This window comes from Arthrobacter sp. PvP023 (assembly GCF_017832975.1).
Lineage (GTDB): Bacteria > Actinomycetota > Actinomycetes > Actinomycetales > Micrococcaceae > Arthrobacter.
Genome location: NZ_JAFIBI010000001.1, coordinates 720,492 through 734,148, shown reverse-complemented (window position 1 = coordinate 734,148; position 13,657 = coordinate 720,492). Strand labels below are relative to the sequence as shown.

The window sequence follows — 13,657 nt, the reverse complement described above, 5'->3', positions numbered from 1 at the left end:
AGCGTGAGGATTGCCGCGGAGGTTGCGTCTTACTCATGTCGGCACCACCGCGGTGTCCGCTTCAAATGACCAGGAGTGATTGTATTGACGACCCAGACCCAGGCCAAGACCCCCGCCGACGTGACCAAGTCCCAGGCCCCGGCACCGGCAGCACCCGCCACGCAGGTCAAGCACGCCGGCAAGGACGGCCGCGGTGCCACCACGGTCGCCGACGGCGTGGTGGCCAAGATCGCCGGCATCGCCATCCAGGAGATCGACGGCGTGTATGCCCTCGGCGGCGGCGCGGCCCGCGCCATCGGATCCCTCAGGGAACGCGTGGGCCAGAAGGATCTCACCCAGGGTGTGAACGTTGAAGTAGGCCAGACACAGGTGGCCGTGGACGTGACCCTGGTGGTGGAGTACCCGCACGCACTGCAGAAGGTGGCGGATGAGGCCCGCGACGCCGTGTACACCGCCATCGAAGACCTCGTCGGCATGGAGGTCACGGAGGTCAACGTGACCATCACGGACATCCACGTCCCGTCGGATGACGAGGAGCAGGCTGACCAGGCTGCCCGTGAATCGCGGGTAGCTTGAGCCCCGCAATTGCCGGAACCGCCATCGGCGCCGTCCTCGCGGTGGTGGCCCTGGCCTTCGGCTTTTGGGGCTTCCTGCTGGCCGCCCTCCTGATGGGTGCCGGCGCGGCCGCGGGGCGTGCGGCCGAAGGCAGGCTGGACCTGCGCGGAGTGGCGGACGCCCTGCGCGGCAAGCGCTCATCCTCATGAGCACCGGGCTGAGGCCCCGCCCGAAGACTTGCAGTCAGGAGTCGCAGCAGCGGGGCCACACCAGGATCACGGCCAAGGCGCTGACAGTGGCTGTTGAGGCTGTGGCGGCGCAGGCCTTCGGACTTCCGGCAGGCACGGTCAGGGCAAGCCTGCGGGACGACGCCGGACTGCTCGCCATCACGGTGGCGGTCCCGCTTCCGGTGCCTGCCCTTCTCGAACTGGCTGCCGCGGACGCGGACGGCGTGCCCGGCGTACCCACTGTGTTTGAACAGTCGGACCTGGCCAGGGCAGCCATCATCAAGCACACCGGCGCAGTCACCGGAACGACAGTCAGCCGCGTGGATATCCGGCTCACGGATACCCACCGGACAGGCGGAAAGGCACTGCTATGAGCGAAAACCTACACATCAGCAGGATGGTCCGCCGTGAAATACATTCCTCGCGCGCCGTCGCTTCCACAGCCGCGGCAGCCGCTGCGGCCGGGCTCCTGCTCTGGATGGCGCTGGAAACAGCACTGTCCGCGGCGGGGCAGCCGGCCGTCATCGCGCGGCCGCTGGATGCGGGACGGTGGCTAGCGGGCACTGCGGGCTCCGCGGCCCCCTCAGCGCTGACTGCCGCGGGCGCCGGACTCGGCCTGGCCGGCCTGTTGTTCCTGATACTTGCTGTCGCACCAGGTCGGGGCGCCCGGCATGCGCTCGGCAGCGGCCGTGCAGCCGTCGTCGCCGACCATGAAGTCATCGCCGCGGCGCTTTCCCGGGCCGCGCGCCGGCAAGCGGGCCTTGCACCGGGCCAGGCCTCCACCACCGTCGGCAGCCGGAGCGTGAGCGTCACCATCCAGCCGACGTCGGGCATTCCGGTTGACGCCGGCGCCGTCAAGGCGGCGGTCGACGGCGAACTCGCCACGTACGCGCTGCGCCGCCGCATGCGCAGCAGCGTCCGTGTCACCACCAAGGGGGTGCTCGGCCAATGACAGGAACACACACCGCGCCCTGAACCGCGTCCTCCTTGCGCTCACCGGACTGCTGCTGATTGCGACCGGCGCCCTCGCCGCTGCCGCCGGGACCCTTCCCGGAGTTGCAGCGCAATGGGCTGCAACAGGACGGGAATCATGGGCCCGGATCCGCGAACTTCTTGCGGCCGCCCCGCTGCCGGACGGCGCCACCAGCTGGTGGACCATTGCCGCCGTCGGAATTCTGCTGCTGGGGGCGGCCCTGATGATCTGCTGGGCAGCCTCCCAAGGCGGCCGCCGCACCCGCGTTGTGGCGGAAGCGCCCGACGCCGGGCAGGGAACCACCACCGTGGAAACAAGCCTGGTGTCCCGGCTGGTCGCGGAAGCCCTGGCGGGAAACCGCCTGGTGCTGGCCGCCTCCGTTACCGCCTGGCGGGTCCGGGGCGCCGCCGGCGGGAAATCCGGCATAAAACTCAACATCCGGGCACGCCAGGGCGCGTGTCCGCGGGAGCTCACGGACACAGCCGAACAGCTCGTCGCCGGACTCGACCGGCTGCTGGGCCATCCTGTTCCCGCCCTGGTCCGAATCACTGCCGGGACCAGGACGCGCCTGGCCCGGCCCGACCGCGCCCGCTGACAGCCACACCCGCACCACCAACTGAATCGACGATCACCCGGAACCGGGCACAAGCCCGAACCATCGCGAAAGGACATCCCATGGGACTCGAAGACAAGGGACGCAACACCGTCATCAACCACCTCGGCGGCGCCAAGGAGCAGGCCGGCCGGCTGACCGGCAACGAGGACCTGCAGCGCGAAGGCCAGGCTGACCAGGCCCGGGCGAAGCTCGGCGAAGCCGCCGAGACCGCCAAGGACGCAGCAGCTGACATCGGCGGCAGCATCAAGGCAGCGGCCCAGAAGCTCAAGGACGGCCTGGGCAAAGGCTGAGCGGGACGGCCACCACCCACGGTGGGGCCGCCACGCCTGGTGAGAGCCGCCCTTCCTGAAACCCGCCGCGCCGGAGAGGAAAGCAGAATCAATTGGACGGTCCATCATCCGTGCCGCATGGCCTGGAACTCGTTCCGGATGCCATCCTTGCCGGGCGCGCCTCTGACGGGGACACCGCCGCATTTGAAGCACTGGCCCGGCGGTACGGACCTCAGATGCGGGCATGCGCCCGCCGGATCACCGCGTCCTTCGCTGACGCCGACGACGTTGTCCAGGAGTCGCTGATGCAGGCCTGGACGCAGCTGGACACGCTGCGGGACAACGGGGCGGTGAAGGGCTGGCTGCTGCGCATCACGGGTAGCCGCAGCATCGACTATATAAGGCGGCGGAAGGTCCACCCGGAGCTGGCCGCGGAACATGAAGCTGCGGCCGGCGGCGCGGGCAACCACGCCAATCCCGAGTCGGCCGCCGTGAACCGCTCCCGGGTCGCCGCCCTGAAGGCAGCCCTGGCCCGGCTCCCGGAAGAGCAGCGCCGCTGCTGGGTCCTGAAGGAATTCGGGGACCAGAGCTACGAGGAAATCGCCTCGACGTTGAACATCAGTGCCGACAGCGTCCGCGGCCGGCTGGCGCGGGCGCGGGTCACCCTGGCCCGCGAAATGGAGGAATGGCGATGAGTATCCCGGACAGGAACCTCGAATGCGGACACAGCCTCGAAGAGCTCAGCACCTATCTGGACACCGGAGACATCTCTGATCCCCGGCACCTGGCGGAATGCCCGGACTGCCAGGCGGCACTCGCCTCCCTTCGCAACCTCAAAGACCTGGGGACCGAATTCCTCGGCGAGGAAATCGCGGCTGCAGGCAAAGGGACGGACGACTGGATGCAGTCGATCCTGGACAACCTGCGCCTTGAGTTGCGTCCCGGCCGCACGATTCCGCTGCGGCCGGACCACCCCGGGGACACCCTGTCCCAGACAGAGGGAGCCATCACGGCCCTGGTCCGCGCCGTGGGTGACGCGGTCGAAGGGATCGCCGTGGGCAAGTGCCGGCTCCGCGGGGATGTCACAGTGCCCGGCGCTCCGGTGACGGTGGAGGTCCAGCTGGCTGTCCTCTATGGCCACCAGATGATGGGCAAGGCCGCGGCGCTCCGCGAGCACCTCGCCGCCGCACTCGCCCGCCACACGGAACTGAACATCGCGGCGATAGACCTGGCGGTCTCTGACGTCCTGCAGCCGCCTGCAGCCACGCCGCCCACTACGGAGGAGCCCCAGCCATGAACCAGCCCCTGCCCGCGGCCGACGGGCTCTATGAGGTCATCCGCTCCGTGGACGGCGTCACCGCGGTCTACCCTGCCCGTCCGGCGTGGCAGAACATTGCCGGTGCGGCGCTGGGCGCGGCCACCGGCGTCCAGCTCCCGCCCGTCCTTGTCCTGGCCTCTGCAGCGGCGCCGGGCACGACGGCTGAAGTGCGGACCCGGATCGGCGTCAGTTCCGCGCACCGGGCTCCGGACGTCTGCCGTGAAGTGGCGGCAGCCGTCCGCCGGCACCTTGAACCCCTGTCCGTCACGGTGGACGTGCAGGTGGCCGCGATCTCAGGTCCCCAGCCGACGCCGCGGTAGCCGGCCTCGCTCCCGGTAGCCAATCATTGTTACGTCCAACAACGGACTACAGTTGATGCCCTGAGGCTCGACGTTTGTCGAGGCGCAAGCGACGCGGACAGCGGCTGATCCGCCCGCTCCGGGAGACGACGACACGAGGCCCCGGCTATGGCAGCACAGCCCGGCACCACGCCGGGGCATGCCCTTTCCCGCTGCGGAAGCCGAGTAACGATCGGGGCCGCCCGCCGTCGGCTTTCCGGTGCGCCGTCCGGCGGTGCCGCTTGCCCCGGCGCGAAGGAGGGGCCGCCTACCGGCCCCTAGTCTTAATCCACACCCCCAACTGTTACCTCCGTCACATCCGTGGCGGCTCCGTGCGGACGGCGGCGGTGCAGCCTGCCGGACGGCAGACCGCCTGCGGCGCAGTCCGCCTGAGACAAGGAAAGAAGCACTGATGTCTGAACGCACCACCACGGTTGCCAGGAACACTGCAACGGAAACCGCCAGCGGAGGCCACAGCCAGGAACCGCACCTCGCCCGGGCACTGGGCAACCGCCACATCCAGCTGCTGGCCATTGGCGGCGCCATCGGCACCGGCCTGTTCATGGGCTCCGGCAAGACCATCTCCCTCGCCGGCCCGTCCGTCATCTTCGTCTATATGATCATCGGCTCCATGCTGTTCTTCGTGATGCGCGCCATGGGCGAAATCCTGCTCTCCAACCTGAACTACAAGTCCTTTAGCGACTTCGCCGGCGATCTCCTGGGCCCTTGGGCGAGCTTTTTCACCGGCTGGTCCTACTGGTTCTTCTGGGTAGTGACCGGTGTGGCCGACATCGTCGCGATCGCCGGGTACGTGGACAAGCTCGCACCCGGCACGCCGCTGTGGATCCCGGCCCTGATCACGCCGGTCGTGCTGATCCTGCTGAACCTCCCCACGGTCAAGGCCTTCGGTGAAGCCGAGTTCTGGTTCGCGATCATCAAGGTGGTTGCCATCCTGGCGCTGATCGGCACCGGCATCGTGATGATCGCAACGCACTTCACCTCCCCCAACGGCGCAGTGGCAAGCCTCGCCAACATCTGGAACGACGGCGGCATGTTCCCGCACGGCATGTTCGGCTTCATCCTCGGCTTCCAGATCGCCATCTTCGCCTTCGCAGGCATCGAGCTGGTGGGCACCGCGGCAGCCGAAACCAAGGACCCGGAGAAGAACCTTCCGCGGGCCATCAACTCCATTCCGATCCGCGTCCTGCTCTTCTACGTAGGCGCCCTGGTGGTCATCATGGCGGTCAACCCGTGGCGGACCATCGACGCCGCCAGCAGCCCGTTCATCGGCATGTTCACCCTGGCCGGCCTGGGAATCGCGGCGGTGGTCATCAACCTGGTGGTCCTCACCTCCGCGGCGTCCAGCGCCAACTCCGGCATCTACTCCACGTCCCGCATGGTCTACGGCCTGGCCCAGGACGGCAACGCCCCGAAGGCTTTCGGCAAGCTGAGCATCCGCAAGGTCCCGCAGAACGCCCTGCTGTTCTCCTGCATCTTCCTGCTCGCCGGACTGGTGCTGCTCTACTCGGGCGACTCCGTCATTGGCGCCTTCACCGTGGTCACCTCGGTCGCCTCCGTGCTCACCATGTTTGTCTGGTCTATGATCCTGGTCAGCTATATTGTGTTCCGCCGCCGCCGGCCCGCACTCCATGCCCAGTCCGCCTTCAAGATGCCCGGCGGCGCCTTTATGCCGTACGTGGTGCTGGCATTCTTCGTGTTCATGCTGGTGGCTCTTGCCCAGGCCGATGACACGCGCCTCGCCCTGGTGGTCGCTCCCCTCTGGTTCCTGATCCTGGGCGCGGCTTGGCATTTCAACCGCAAGACACCGCTGCAGCAGGCCCGGATTGAAGAGTGGAAGGCCGAGTCCGATTCGGACAAGGCAAGAGTCAACGCCCTGAGCTAGGACTTTGTCCGCGCCGCAACCCGCGGCGCAACAACCACAGCGACGACGGCGATGGCGGCCGTGAGGGCGAAGACTCCTGCAAAGGAAGCGCCCGAGACCCCGCCCGCCGTCGTCGTTGACGTTAACGCCGTAAACACTATCCCGGTGGTGGCCAGGGCCAACGCACCACCAAGCGAATCGGAGATGGACATGGCCGAACTGTTGAACCCTTCGGTGTCCGGCGTGGACATGGCCAGGGTCATCACGCTGAGCCGCGGATACATCAGGCCCATCCCGAAGCCGGCGGACATCCAGCCCGCAATCGCGACGGCGGCCGGCCAGCTTAGGACGGTGGTCACCAGGGCCAGGACGACGGCGCCGAGCACCATCACTGACCCGATCTTCATGGCCCTGACGTTGCTGAGCCTGCCGCCCATCCGGCCTTGGACGGCAGAGGCGCCGGCCCACGCCAGTGCGCCGCCGGTGAGGGTCAGCCCGGCGAACGTCGGGGAAAAGGAATACTGCTCCACCAGCAGGTACGGAAGGTAGACCTCTGCCCCGAAGAACGCGGCCGAGACGAGGCCGCGGGCCAGGATGACGCTCGGCAGCCCCCGCCGGGCAAGCAGCGTGCCGCGGGGCACCAGCGGGCGCACTGCCACCAGTGCGATCACGACGGCGGCCGCCGCCAGATAGCCCCCCACCCCCGGGACCTGCGCGGACAGGTTCAGCGCCAGAACGGCCAGCGCCGCCAGTGCCGCCCATGCGAGCCGGCCGTAGGACCACCGTTGGGCACTTGTGGTTCCTTCCGGCGCATCGGCGTTGGCAGGGGTGGCCTTGGCAGGGGTGCGGTGCAGTCCGCGCAGCGCGGGAACGATCATCAGGAGCGCCGGCACCACCAGGCCCACCACACCTAGGAACACCCAGTGCCAGCTTGCCGCCTGGGCCACGATTCCGGCCGCGAAGGGGCCCACCAGGGACGGAATAACCCAAGCCGCGGAAAAGGCGGCGAAAATCTTCGGGTGCAGCACGGGCGGATAGACGCGCGCCACCACAACGTAAAGCGCCACGGTCATGGCGCCGCCGCCAAGGCCCTGCACCAGCCGTCCGCCCACCAGGGCCGCCATGCTTCCTGCCGTTCCGGCGATCAGCAGCCCCAGCACGAACAGGGCCACGGAAGCGTACAGCGGACCCACCGGACCCCGGCGGTCGGACCAGTTGCCGGCCGCCACCATGCCGATCACACCGGTGGCGAGCGGCCCGGCGAAGGCCAGGGCGTACAAGGCGGCGCCGTCCAGTTCGCGGCTGACCAGCGGCATGATGGTGGTCACGGCAAGGGACTCGAAGGCGGCCAGGAACACCAGGGCGCATGCGCCGGCCGTCACCAGCAGGTAGTGGCGGTGCAGGATTCCGGCTTTCTCGGGGGCGTCGGCGGGGGCGCTTCGTTGCACGGTGGTGGCCTGATCAGTAGACATGGATGGTGCCTGCCATTAAACACCCCGGCCCGTGGCGTTCAGGGTCGTCCTGAACTCGCGGCGCCGACAACTGGTACCACCTGCTCTGCGACGAAGGCTAGGCCTCCAGCCCCAGGCCGGCGGATGGAACAACCGCACCGGTGGCGGTCGAATCCGGGTTAAGCATCCAGCCCACCCGCTTCGCGGCGCTCAGGACCACCACGCTTTCCGCCAGTTCAATCCCGGGAATCTTCTGCTGGAGGGCCAGCTCGGCATTCATCACCTCGGCCAATGATTGCAGCCACATGATGATCACAAAGTTGGTCCGGCCGGTGGTGGAAGCGGCAAGCCTGACGTTGCGGAGGCTGCGCAGTTCGGCCGCGGCGGCCTCGTGCCGGCCGGGCGGCACATTGGCGAACCACTGGCACGTGACCGGGTAGCCGGAGTACTTCTGCGCGATTTCGCAGCGGAAGGACAGCAACTGGCTGGAGAGCAGGCGGTTCAGCTGCCGCTGGACGGTGGCCGGGTTCCGGCCCAGGCTGCGGGCGATATCCGCTGCCGTTGCCCTCCCGTCCTGCGCAAGGAACGGAATCAGGTCCAGGTGGCTTTGCGGCAGCGGGGCTCCCGTAGCGGCGGGCGGCACGGAGCCGGCCGCCTCGGGTCCGGCGAGTGCGTTGAAGGCGCTCTGCTGTGCCTTGCTCAGAACGTTGAGCCGCCAGGCGTAACCGCCCACATGAAGCCGGGTGCAGAGTGAGGTCCGGTATTTGAGCAGTCCCGGGATCTCCTTGAACTGCGGCACCACCGTGTCGCTAAAGCGGTCCAGGGTGGGTGTGATCACCGTCAGCATCAGGTCGCGGTTGCTGGCGGCTTCCTCCACTGTGACCACTTCCGGGATAGCCGCGAGCGCCGCCGTGACGTCAGCGCGCTGCCGCATTTCGCAGTCCACGTCCACCAGTGCCAGGCACATCTGCTTGGGGTCGCCGATCAGATGGGCTGTTGTCCAGGCGGCGCCGGCAGCCCGAAGCCTGTCCCAGCGGGCCGCCAGGGTGGTGGCATGCACCCCCAGGACGCCGGCGGCATCAGACCAGCTGACACGGGGCGCGATCTGCAGCGCATTGATCAGTTCGAGATCGTCTTCGCTGACATCCATCTGGCACCACCACCTTTTCCCATGCGCGAATCCTGCAGATTCCATCTTACTTTTGATTTTTTCGAGCTATTTCCCTGGTTGTGAACCAGCTCACTCCAGAATGGACGCAGGTCACTTACCAATCGTTCGGAAATGAGGAGAGCACATGTCGATCACCGCCGATGCCAGGGAACTGCAGGGCGAAATTGCCAGGTTCCGCCACGAACTGCATCGGGAGCCGGAGATCGGTCTGGATCTCCCCCGGACCCAGGAAAAGGTGCTCAAGGCCCTGGACGGCCTGCCGTATGAAATCACCCTTGGTGAGAGCACGACGTCGGTCACTGCAGTCCTGCGCGGCGGCGCGCCGCACGCGTCGGCCGAGAAGCCGGCGGTCCTGCTCCGTGCGGACATGGACGGCCTGCCCGTCCACGAACGTACCGGCGTGGACTTCACGTCACGCATCGACGGCGCCATGCATGCCTGCGGCCATGACCTCCACACGTCCATGCTGGCCGGCGCCGCCCGGCTGCTGGCCGACCGCCGGGACCAGCTCGCCGGCGACGTTGTCCTGATGTTCCAGCCCGGCGAGGAAGGCTTCGACGGCGCCTCCCATATGATCCGCGAAGGCGTCCTGGACGCTGCCGGCCGGCGCGTGGACGCCGCCTATGCCATGCACGTGTTCTCCGCCCTGGAACCGCACGCGCAGTTCTGCACCAAGCCCGGCGTCATCCTGAGCGCCTCGGACGGACTCTTCGTCACCGTCCTGGGCGCCGGCGGCCACGGCTCCGCGCCGCACTCCGCAAAGGACCCCGTCACGGCCGTTGCCGAAATGGTGACCGCCCTGCAGGTGATGATCACCCGCCAGTTCAACATGTTCGATCCCGTAGTCCTCACGGTCGGCCTCCTGCAGGCCGGCACCAAGCGCAACGTCATCCCTGAATCCGCGCGCTTCGAAGCCACCATCCGCACCTTCTCCGATGCTTCCCGGGAACGGATGATGACGGCCATTCGGATCCTCCTCAAAGGCATCGCCGCGGCCCACGGCCTCGAGGTGGACGTCGACTACCGCTCCGAGTACCCCCTCAGCGTCACGGATGAAGACGAGACACACACCGCCGAAAAGACCATCCAGAAGCTCTTTGGCGATTCGCGCCTGACCCGCTGGGCCACCCCCCTCAGCGGCTCGGAGGACTTCTCCCGGGTGATGGCCGAGGTGCCTGGAACCTTCATCGGGCTCAGCGCCGTTGCCCCGGGTGCGGACCACACGTCCACCCCGTTCAACCATTCCCCCTACGCCACCTTTGACGACGGCGTCCTCTCCGACGGCGCAGCGCTCTACGCGGAGCTCGCTGTTTCCCGCATCGCGGCCCTTGCGGCTGCCGGCAACTGACCTTCCCACCACTTTTTGGAGCCCCACATGACTTCCACCGTAGGCATGCCAGCCGAGGTCCAGGTTCACAAGTCCCACCTGCGTACCCTCATCGGCACCGGCATCGGCAACGCCGTTGAATGGTACGACTGGGCGATCTACGCCACGTTCTCGCCGTTCATCGCCAGCGCGCTGTTCAGCAAAGCGGATCCGACGTCGGCCTTCCTCGCCACCCTGGCGATCTTCGCCGTCGGCTTCGTGGCCCGCCCGTTCGGCGGCTTCGTGTTCGGGTGGATCGGTGACCGGATCGGCCGCAAGACGTCCATGACGTTCGCCGTCGGCCTGGCGGCGCTCGGCAGCCTGCTGATCGGCGTCGCCCCCACCTTCGAAGCTGTTGGCGCCTTTGCGTCCGTGATGCTGCTGGTGGCCCGCCTGATCCAGGGCCTGGCCCACGGCGGGGAGCTGCCGTCGTCGCAGACCTACCTCTCGGAGATGGCGCCCAAGGAAAAGCGCGGCTTCTGGGCAACGCTCATCTACACCTCCGGCACCGCCGGCATCCTGGCCGGGACCCTGCTCGGCGCCGTCCTGTCCAACGTCCTCAGCCAGGCCGACATGAACGCCTGGGGCTGGCGCATCCCGTTCCTGATCGGCGGCGCCCTGGGGGTTTACGCCCTGGTGATGCGCGCCAGGATGAAGGAGACGGCGGCCTTCGAGTCCGAGACTCCCACCGAGAAGCATGAGCCGATGTGGCCGCAGATCTGGCGGCACCGCAAGCAGGCCCTGCAGGTCATCGGCCTGACGGTGGGCCTCACCGTGAGCTACTACATCTGGGGCGTCGTGGCGCCCAGCTACGCCGCAACCACGTTGAAGATGGACCGCGGCGAAGCCCTCTGGGCCGGCGTGATCGCCAACATCGTCTTCATCGCCGCCCTGCCGTTCTGGGGCAAACTGTCCGACCGGATCGGCCGCAAACCGGTCCTGATCATGGGCTCCGCCGGTGCCGCCCTGCTGCACTTCCCCATGACCTGGCTCTTGAAGGACTCCCCCTGGCAGCTGGCCGTCACAATGTCCGTGATGCTGTTCTTCATCGCAGCCAGCGCCGCCATCGTTCCGGCCGTGTATGCCGAGCTCTTCCCCACCCGGATCCGCACCGTCGGCGTCGGTGTCCCCTACTCCATCTGCGTTGCCGTCTTTGGCGGCACAGCCCCCTACCTGCAGACCTGGCTCGGCACCGTCGGACAAGCCAACCTGTTCAACGTCTACGCCGTGCTCCTGCTGTTGATCGGCATCGCGTTTGTCTTCACCATCCCGGAAACCAAGGGCAAGGACCTGACGCACTAGCGTTCCCCGCAGCGTCACAGGCCGGGTACGCACACCGGAGGCCCAGCGGGACCTGCGTACAATCGACCGACAGTCATCTATTAAGGGAACCATGAAGAAACTCACCACGGCCCTGCTCGCCGCCGGGCTCATCATCTCCGCTTCCGCTTGCTCCGCGCCGGCAAAACTGACCACCGCTGAAACCTGCGACCGGCTCAAGATCGTTGTGACGGACCCCAGCGCCAACGCCGGCAAGACGGGAATGATCATTCTGGGCAACAAGCTCCGCCCGCTCGTCGGAGGGGCCTCAGACGAGATGAAGCCCGCCGTGCAGGCGATCCTGGATTACGCGGACGAGAACGCCAAGGAGAACCCGGACGCCGGGAAGGTGGCCGAGCTGCAGGCGGGCTACCAGAAGGCCGGCGCCACCTTCGGACAGCTCTGCAACTAAAGTTCTGCGACAGCTCTGCGGCTAAGGGGCTGGAACCGCCCGGGGGCGGCCGGACGGTCTCCGGCCGCCCCTTCCCGCCAAGGACACGCAGCTAAGGATCAGCATGAACGCAGAGGACCGGCCTGTAAGCAGGAAGCTGCACGGGGCAACGCCGGGCCACGCCGCCAGCCCGGCCCAGCCCGGCCTTCCCCACCCCGTCCCGGAAGACCGCAGCTTGCAGCGCCGCGTTGTCACCGTCCTGGTCGGCGGCCAGATCCTCGGCGGCATCGGCATGGGCGCGACGCTTTCCCTGGGTTCCCTGCTGGCAGCCCAGCTCTCCGGATCCAACGCGTGGTCCGGAATGGCTGCCACGATGAGCACCCTCGGTGCCGCCCTCGCCGCTGTCCCCCTGGCCAGGCTTGCCCAGGCCCGCGGGCGCCGGGTATCACTGTCCACGGGCGCCCTCATTGCCGGCGCCGGCGCTATCCTGGCCATCACTGCCACGGCACTTGCCGTCTTTCCGCTGCTCCTGCTGGGCCTCATGCTCCTCGGAGCGGGCTCCGCGGTGAACCTGCAGGCACGTTTCGCCGCAACCGATCTTTCACTCCCCGGGTCGCGGGGCCGGGACCTCTCGATCGTGGTCTGGTCCACAACAATCGGAGCCGTTCTGGGCCCGAACCTTTTCGGCCCCGGCGAGGTGGTGGGTGCCGCGCTCGGCCTGCCCCCGCTGACCGGCGCATTCGCCTTTTCCGTGGCCGCCCAGCTTGCAACCGCCGTCGTTTATGCAACCGGCCTGCGGCCGGACCCGCTCCTCACCGCGATGGCCTCCCGCGTGCCCGACCTCGAAGCGCCCCAGCCCAAGAGCGGCCTGCGGATCCTGCGCAGCAACCCCCGGGCGAGGTATGCGGTGGCCGCCGTCGCCCTCAGCCACGCCACCATGGTGGCGCTCATGTCCATGACGCCCGTCCACCTGCGCGACCACGGGGCCAGCCTCACAGTGGTTGGCCTGACGATCAGCCTGCACATCGCCGGCATGTACGGGTTGTCCCCCGTATTCGGCTGGATGGCGGACAAAGCGGGCCGGCTGCGCACCATCCTGCTGGGCCAGGCCATGCTGTTGTCTTCGCTGGTGCTGGCCGGATTCGCGTCGGATTCAGGTCCGGCCGTGACCGCAAGCCTGATCCTGCTGGGGCTTGGCTGGTCCGCCTCGGTGGTTGCCGGGTCCGCACTGGTGGCCGAATCGGCACAGCTGCAGGACCGGCCGGCCATCCAGGGCGTTTCGGACCTGAGCATGAACGCAGCCGCGGCTACGGGCGGTGCGCTGGCCGGCCCGGTGCTGGCCGCCGTCGGCTATTCCGGGCTTGGTTTGATCTCCATCGCGCTGGTGGCCACCGTGATCATCTGGACCGCGCTGCAGCCGCGGTCCGGAGCCGCCGAACTGAACTGACACGACATCCGGAGGACGGGCCGCCGCTGTCCGTGCCGCCCGCCTGCCGGCCGGCAGTCCGACATGACGACGACGGCGGCAGTTACGTCACGTGACGCTCCGTTACTTTCCGGACGCCCCGGACGGCCGGTCGGGGCTTGCCGATGTCGCTTTGCGTCACCGCGTGAACGCCGGTGAACGTGCGCGTCGCGGACCGTTGATAGTGCCACACGCCGAACCGTAATCTCAGTCCAAGCGCTGGCACCGGGGCACCGGAGACGCTCCACAAGAGCAGCAGGCCCAGCCACTGACCACGACGGAGGGCGGCAGAGATGCCGCCTCGAGCCTCCGTCC

The 13,657-nt window shown here is 68.0% G+C and carries 16 protein-coding genes; 14 read left to right on the top strand and 2 right to left on the bottom strand.

All coding sequences use genetic code 11. From position 1 onward, the window contains the following. Positions 1 to 78 precede the first annotated feature (78 nt). The 10 genes from JOE31_RS03470 (at position 79) to cycA (ending at position 6,199) form a co-directional block, all read left to right on the top strand. Positions 79 to 576, top strand: a complete 498-nt coding sequence (locus JOE31_RS03470; RefSeq protein WP_374100878.1) for an Asp23/Gls24 family envelope stress response protein — start codon at positions 79 to 81, stop codon at positions 574 to 576. Continuing rightward, positions 573 to 764 (top strand): DUF2273 domain-containing protein, encoded by a 192-nt coding sequence (locus JOE31_RS03465; protein WP_209742149.1) that lies wholly within the window; start codon positions 573 to 575, stop codon positions 762 to 764. Before JOE31_RS03470 ends, JOE31_RS03465 begins: the two co-directional genes overlap by 4 nt. Positions 765 to 850: 86 nt before the next feature. Then, complete coding sequence (locus JOE31_RS03460) at positions 851 to 1,156, top strand: hypothetical protein (RefSeq protein WP_209742148.1); 306 nt, start codon at positions 851 to 853, stop codon at positions 1,154 to 1,156. After that, complete coding sequence (locus JOE31_RS03455; RefSeq protein ID WP_209742147.1) at positions 1,153 to 1,734, top strand: DUF6286 domain-containing protein; 582 nt, start codon at positions 1,153 to 1,155, stop codon at positions 1,732 to 1,734. Before JOE31_RS03460 ends, JOE31_RS03455 begins: the two co-directional genes overlap by 4 nt. Then, on the top strand, positions 1,703 to 2,350 hold the full coding sequence (locus JOE31_RS03450; protein ID WP_209742146.1) for a hypothetical protein: 648 nt from the start codon (positions 1,703 to 1,705) through the stop codon (positions 2,348 to 2,350). The genes JOE31_RS03455 and JOE31_RS03450 overlap by 32 nt, the downstream gene beginning before the upstream one ends. 80 nt (positions 2,351 to 2,430) lie before the next feature. Then, complete coding sequence (locus JOE31_RS03445; protein WP_209742145.1) at positions 2,431 to 2,661, top strand: CsbD family protein; 231 nt, start codon at positions 2,431 to 2,433, stop codon at positions 2,659 to 2,661. Positions 2,662 to 2,753: 92 nt separating this feature from the next. Further along, positions 2,754 to 3,335, top strand: a complete 582-nt coding sequence (locus tag JOE31_RS03440) for an RNA polymerase sigma factor (RefSeq protein WP_245198952.1) — start codon at positions 2,754 to 2,756, stop codon at positions 3,333 to 3,335. Next, positions 3,332 to 3,937, top strand: a complete 606-nt coding sequence (locus JOE31_RS03435) for an Asp23/Gls24 family envelope stress response protein (protein WP_209742144.1) — start codon at positions 3,332 to 3,334, stop codon at positions 3,935 to 3,937. Before JOE31_RS03440 ends, JOE31_RS03435 begins: the two co-directional genes overlap by 4 nt. Continuing rightward, positions 3,934 to 4,278, top strand: coding sequence for a hypothetical protein (locus tag JOE31_RS03430; RefSeq protein WP_209742143.1), 345 nt, complete (start codon positions 3,934 to 3,936; stop codon positions 4,276 to 4,278). The genes JOE31_RS03435 and JOE31_RS03430 overlap by 4 nt, the downstream gene beginning before the upstream one ends. 430 nt (positions 4,279 to 4,708) lie before the next feature. Then, on the top strand, positions 4,709 to 6,199 hold the full coding sequence (gene cycA, locus JOE31_RS03425; RefSeq protein WP_209742142.1) for a D-serine/D-alanine/glycine transporter: 1,491 nt from the start codon (positions 4,709 to 4,711) through the stop codon (positions 6,197 to 6,199). Here the strand turns inward: cycA and JOE31_RS03420 are convergent. Further along, positions 6,196 to 7,650: an MFS transporter gene (locus JOE31_RS03420; RefSeq protein ID WP_209742141.1), complete on the bottom strand. Its 1,455-nt coding sequence runs from the start codon at positions 7,648 to 7,650 to the stop codon at positions 6,196 to 6,198. The two genes, cycA and JOE31_RS03420, sit on opposite strands and share 4 nt — an antisense overlap. A gap of 97 nt (positions 7,651 to 7,747) precedes the next feature. Beyond that, positions 7,748 to 8,779: an Lrp/AsnC family transcriptional regulator gene (locus JOE31_RS03415; protein ID WP_209742140.1), complete on the bottom strand. Its 1,032-nt coding sequence runs from the start codon at positions 8,777 to 8,779 to the stop codon at positions 7,748 to 7,750. Positions 8,780 to 8,924: 145 nt separating this feature from the next. Here JOE31_RS03415 and JOE31_RS03410 point away from each other — a divergent pair, with 145 nt between their 5' ends. From JOE31_RS03410 to JOE31_RS03395, 4 genes are all read left to right on the top strand, one after another. After that, entirely contained in the window at positions 8,925 to 10,148 is a 1,224-nt protein-coding gene (locus JOE31_RS03410) for a M20 family metallopeptidase (RefSeq protein ID WP_209742139.1), read from the top strand. Positions 10,149 to 10,175: 27 nt separating this feature from the next. Continuing rightward, on the top strand, positions 10,176 to 11,468 hold the full coding sequence (locus JOE31_RS03405) for an MFS transporter (RefSeq protein ID WP_209742138.1): 1,293 nt from the start codon (positions 10,176 to 10,178) through the stop codon (positions 11,466 to 11,468). 91 nt (positions 11,469 to 11,559) lie between these two features. After that, positions 11,560 to 11,898 carry a hypothetical protein gene (locus JOE31_RS03400; RefSeq protein WP_209742137.1) on the top strand — a complete coding sequence of 113 codons (339 nt, stop codon included), beginning with the start codon at positions 11,560 to 11,562 and terminating at the stop codon, positions 11,896 to 11,898. A gap of 103 nt (positions 11,899 to 12,001) precedes the next feature. Further along, positions 12,002 to 13,324, top strand: a complete 1,323-nt coding sequence (locus JOE31_RS03395) for an MFS transporter (protein ID WP_209742136.1) — start codon at positions 12,002 to 12,004, stop codon at positions 13,322 to 13,324. Positions 13,325 to 13,657: the final 333 nt, after the last annotated feature.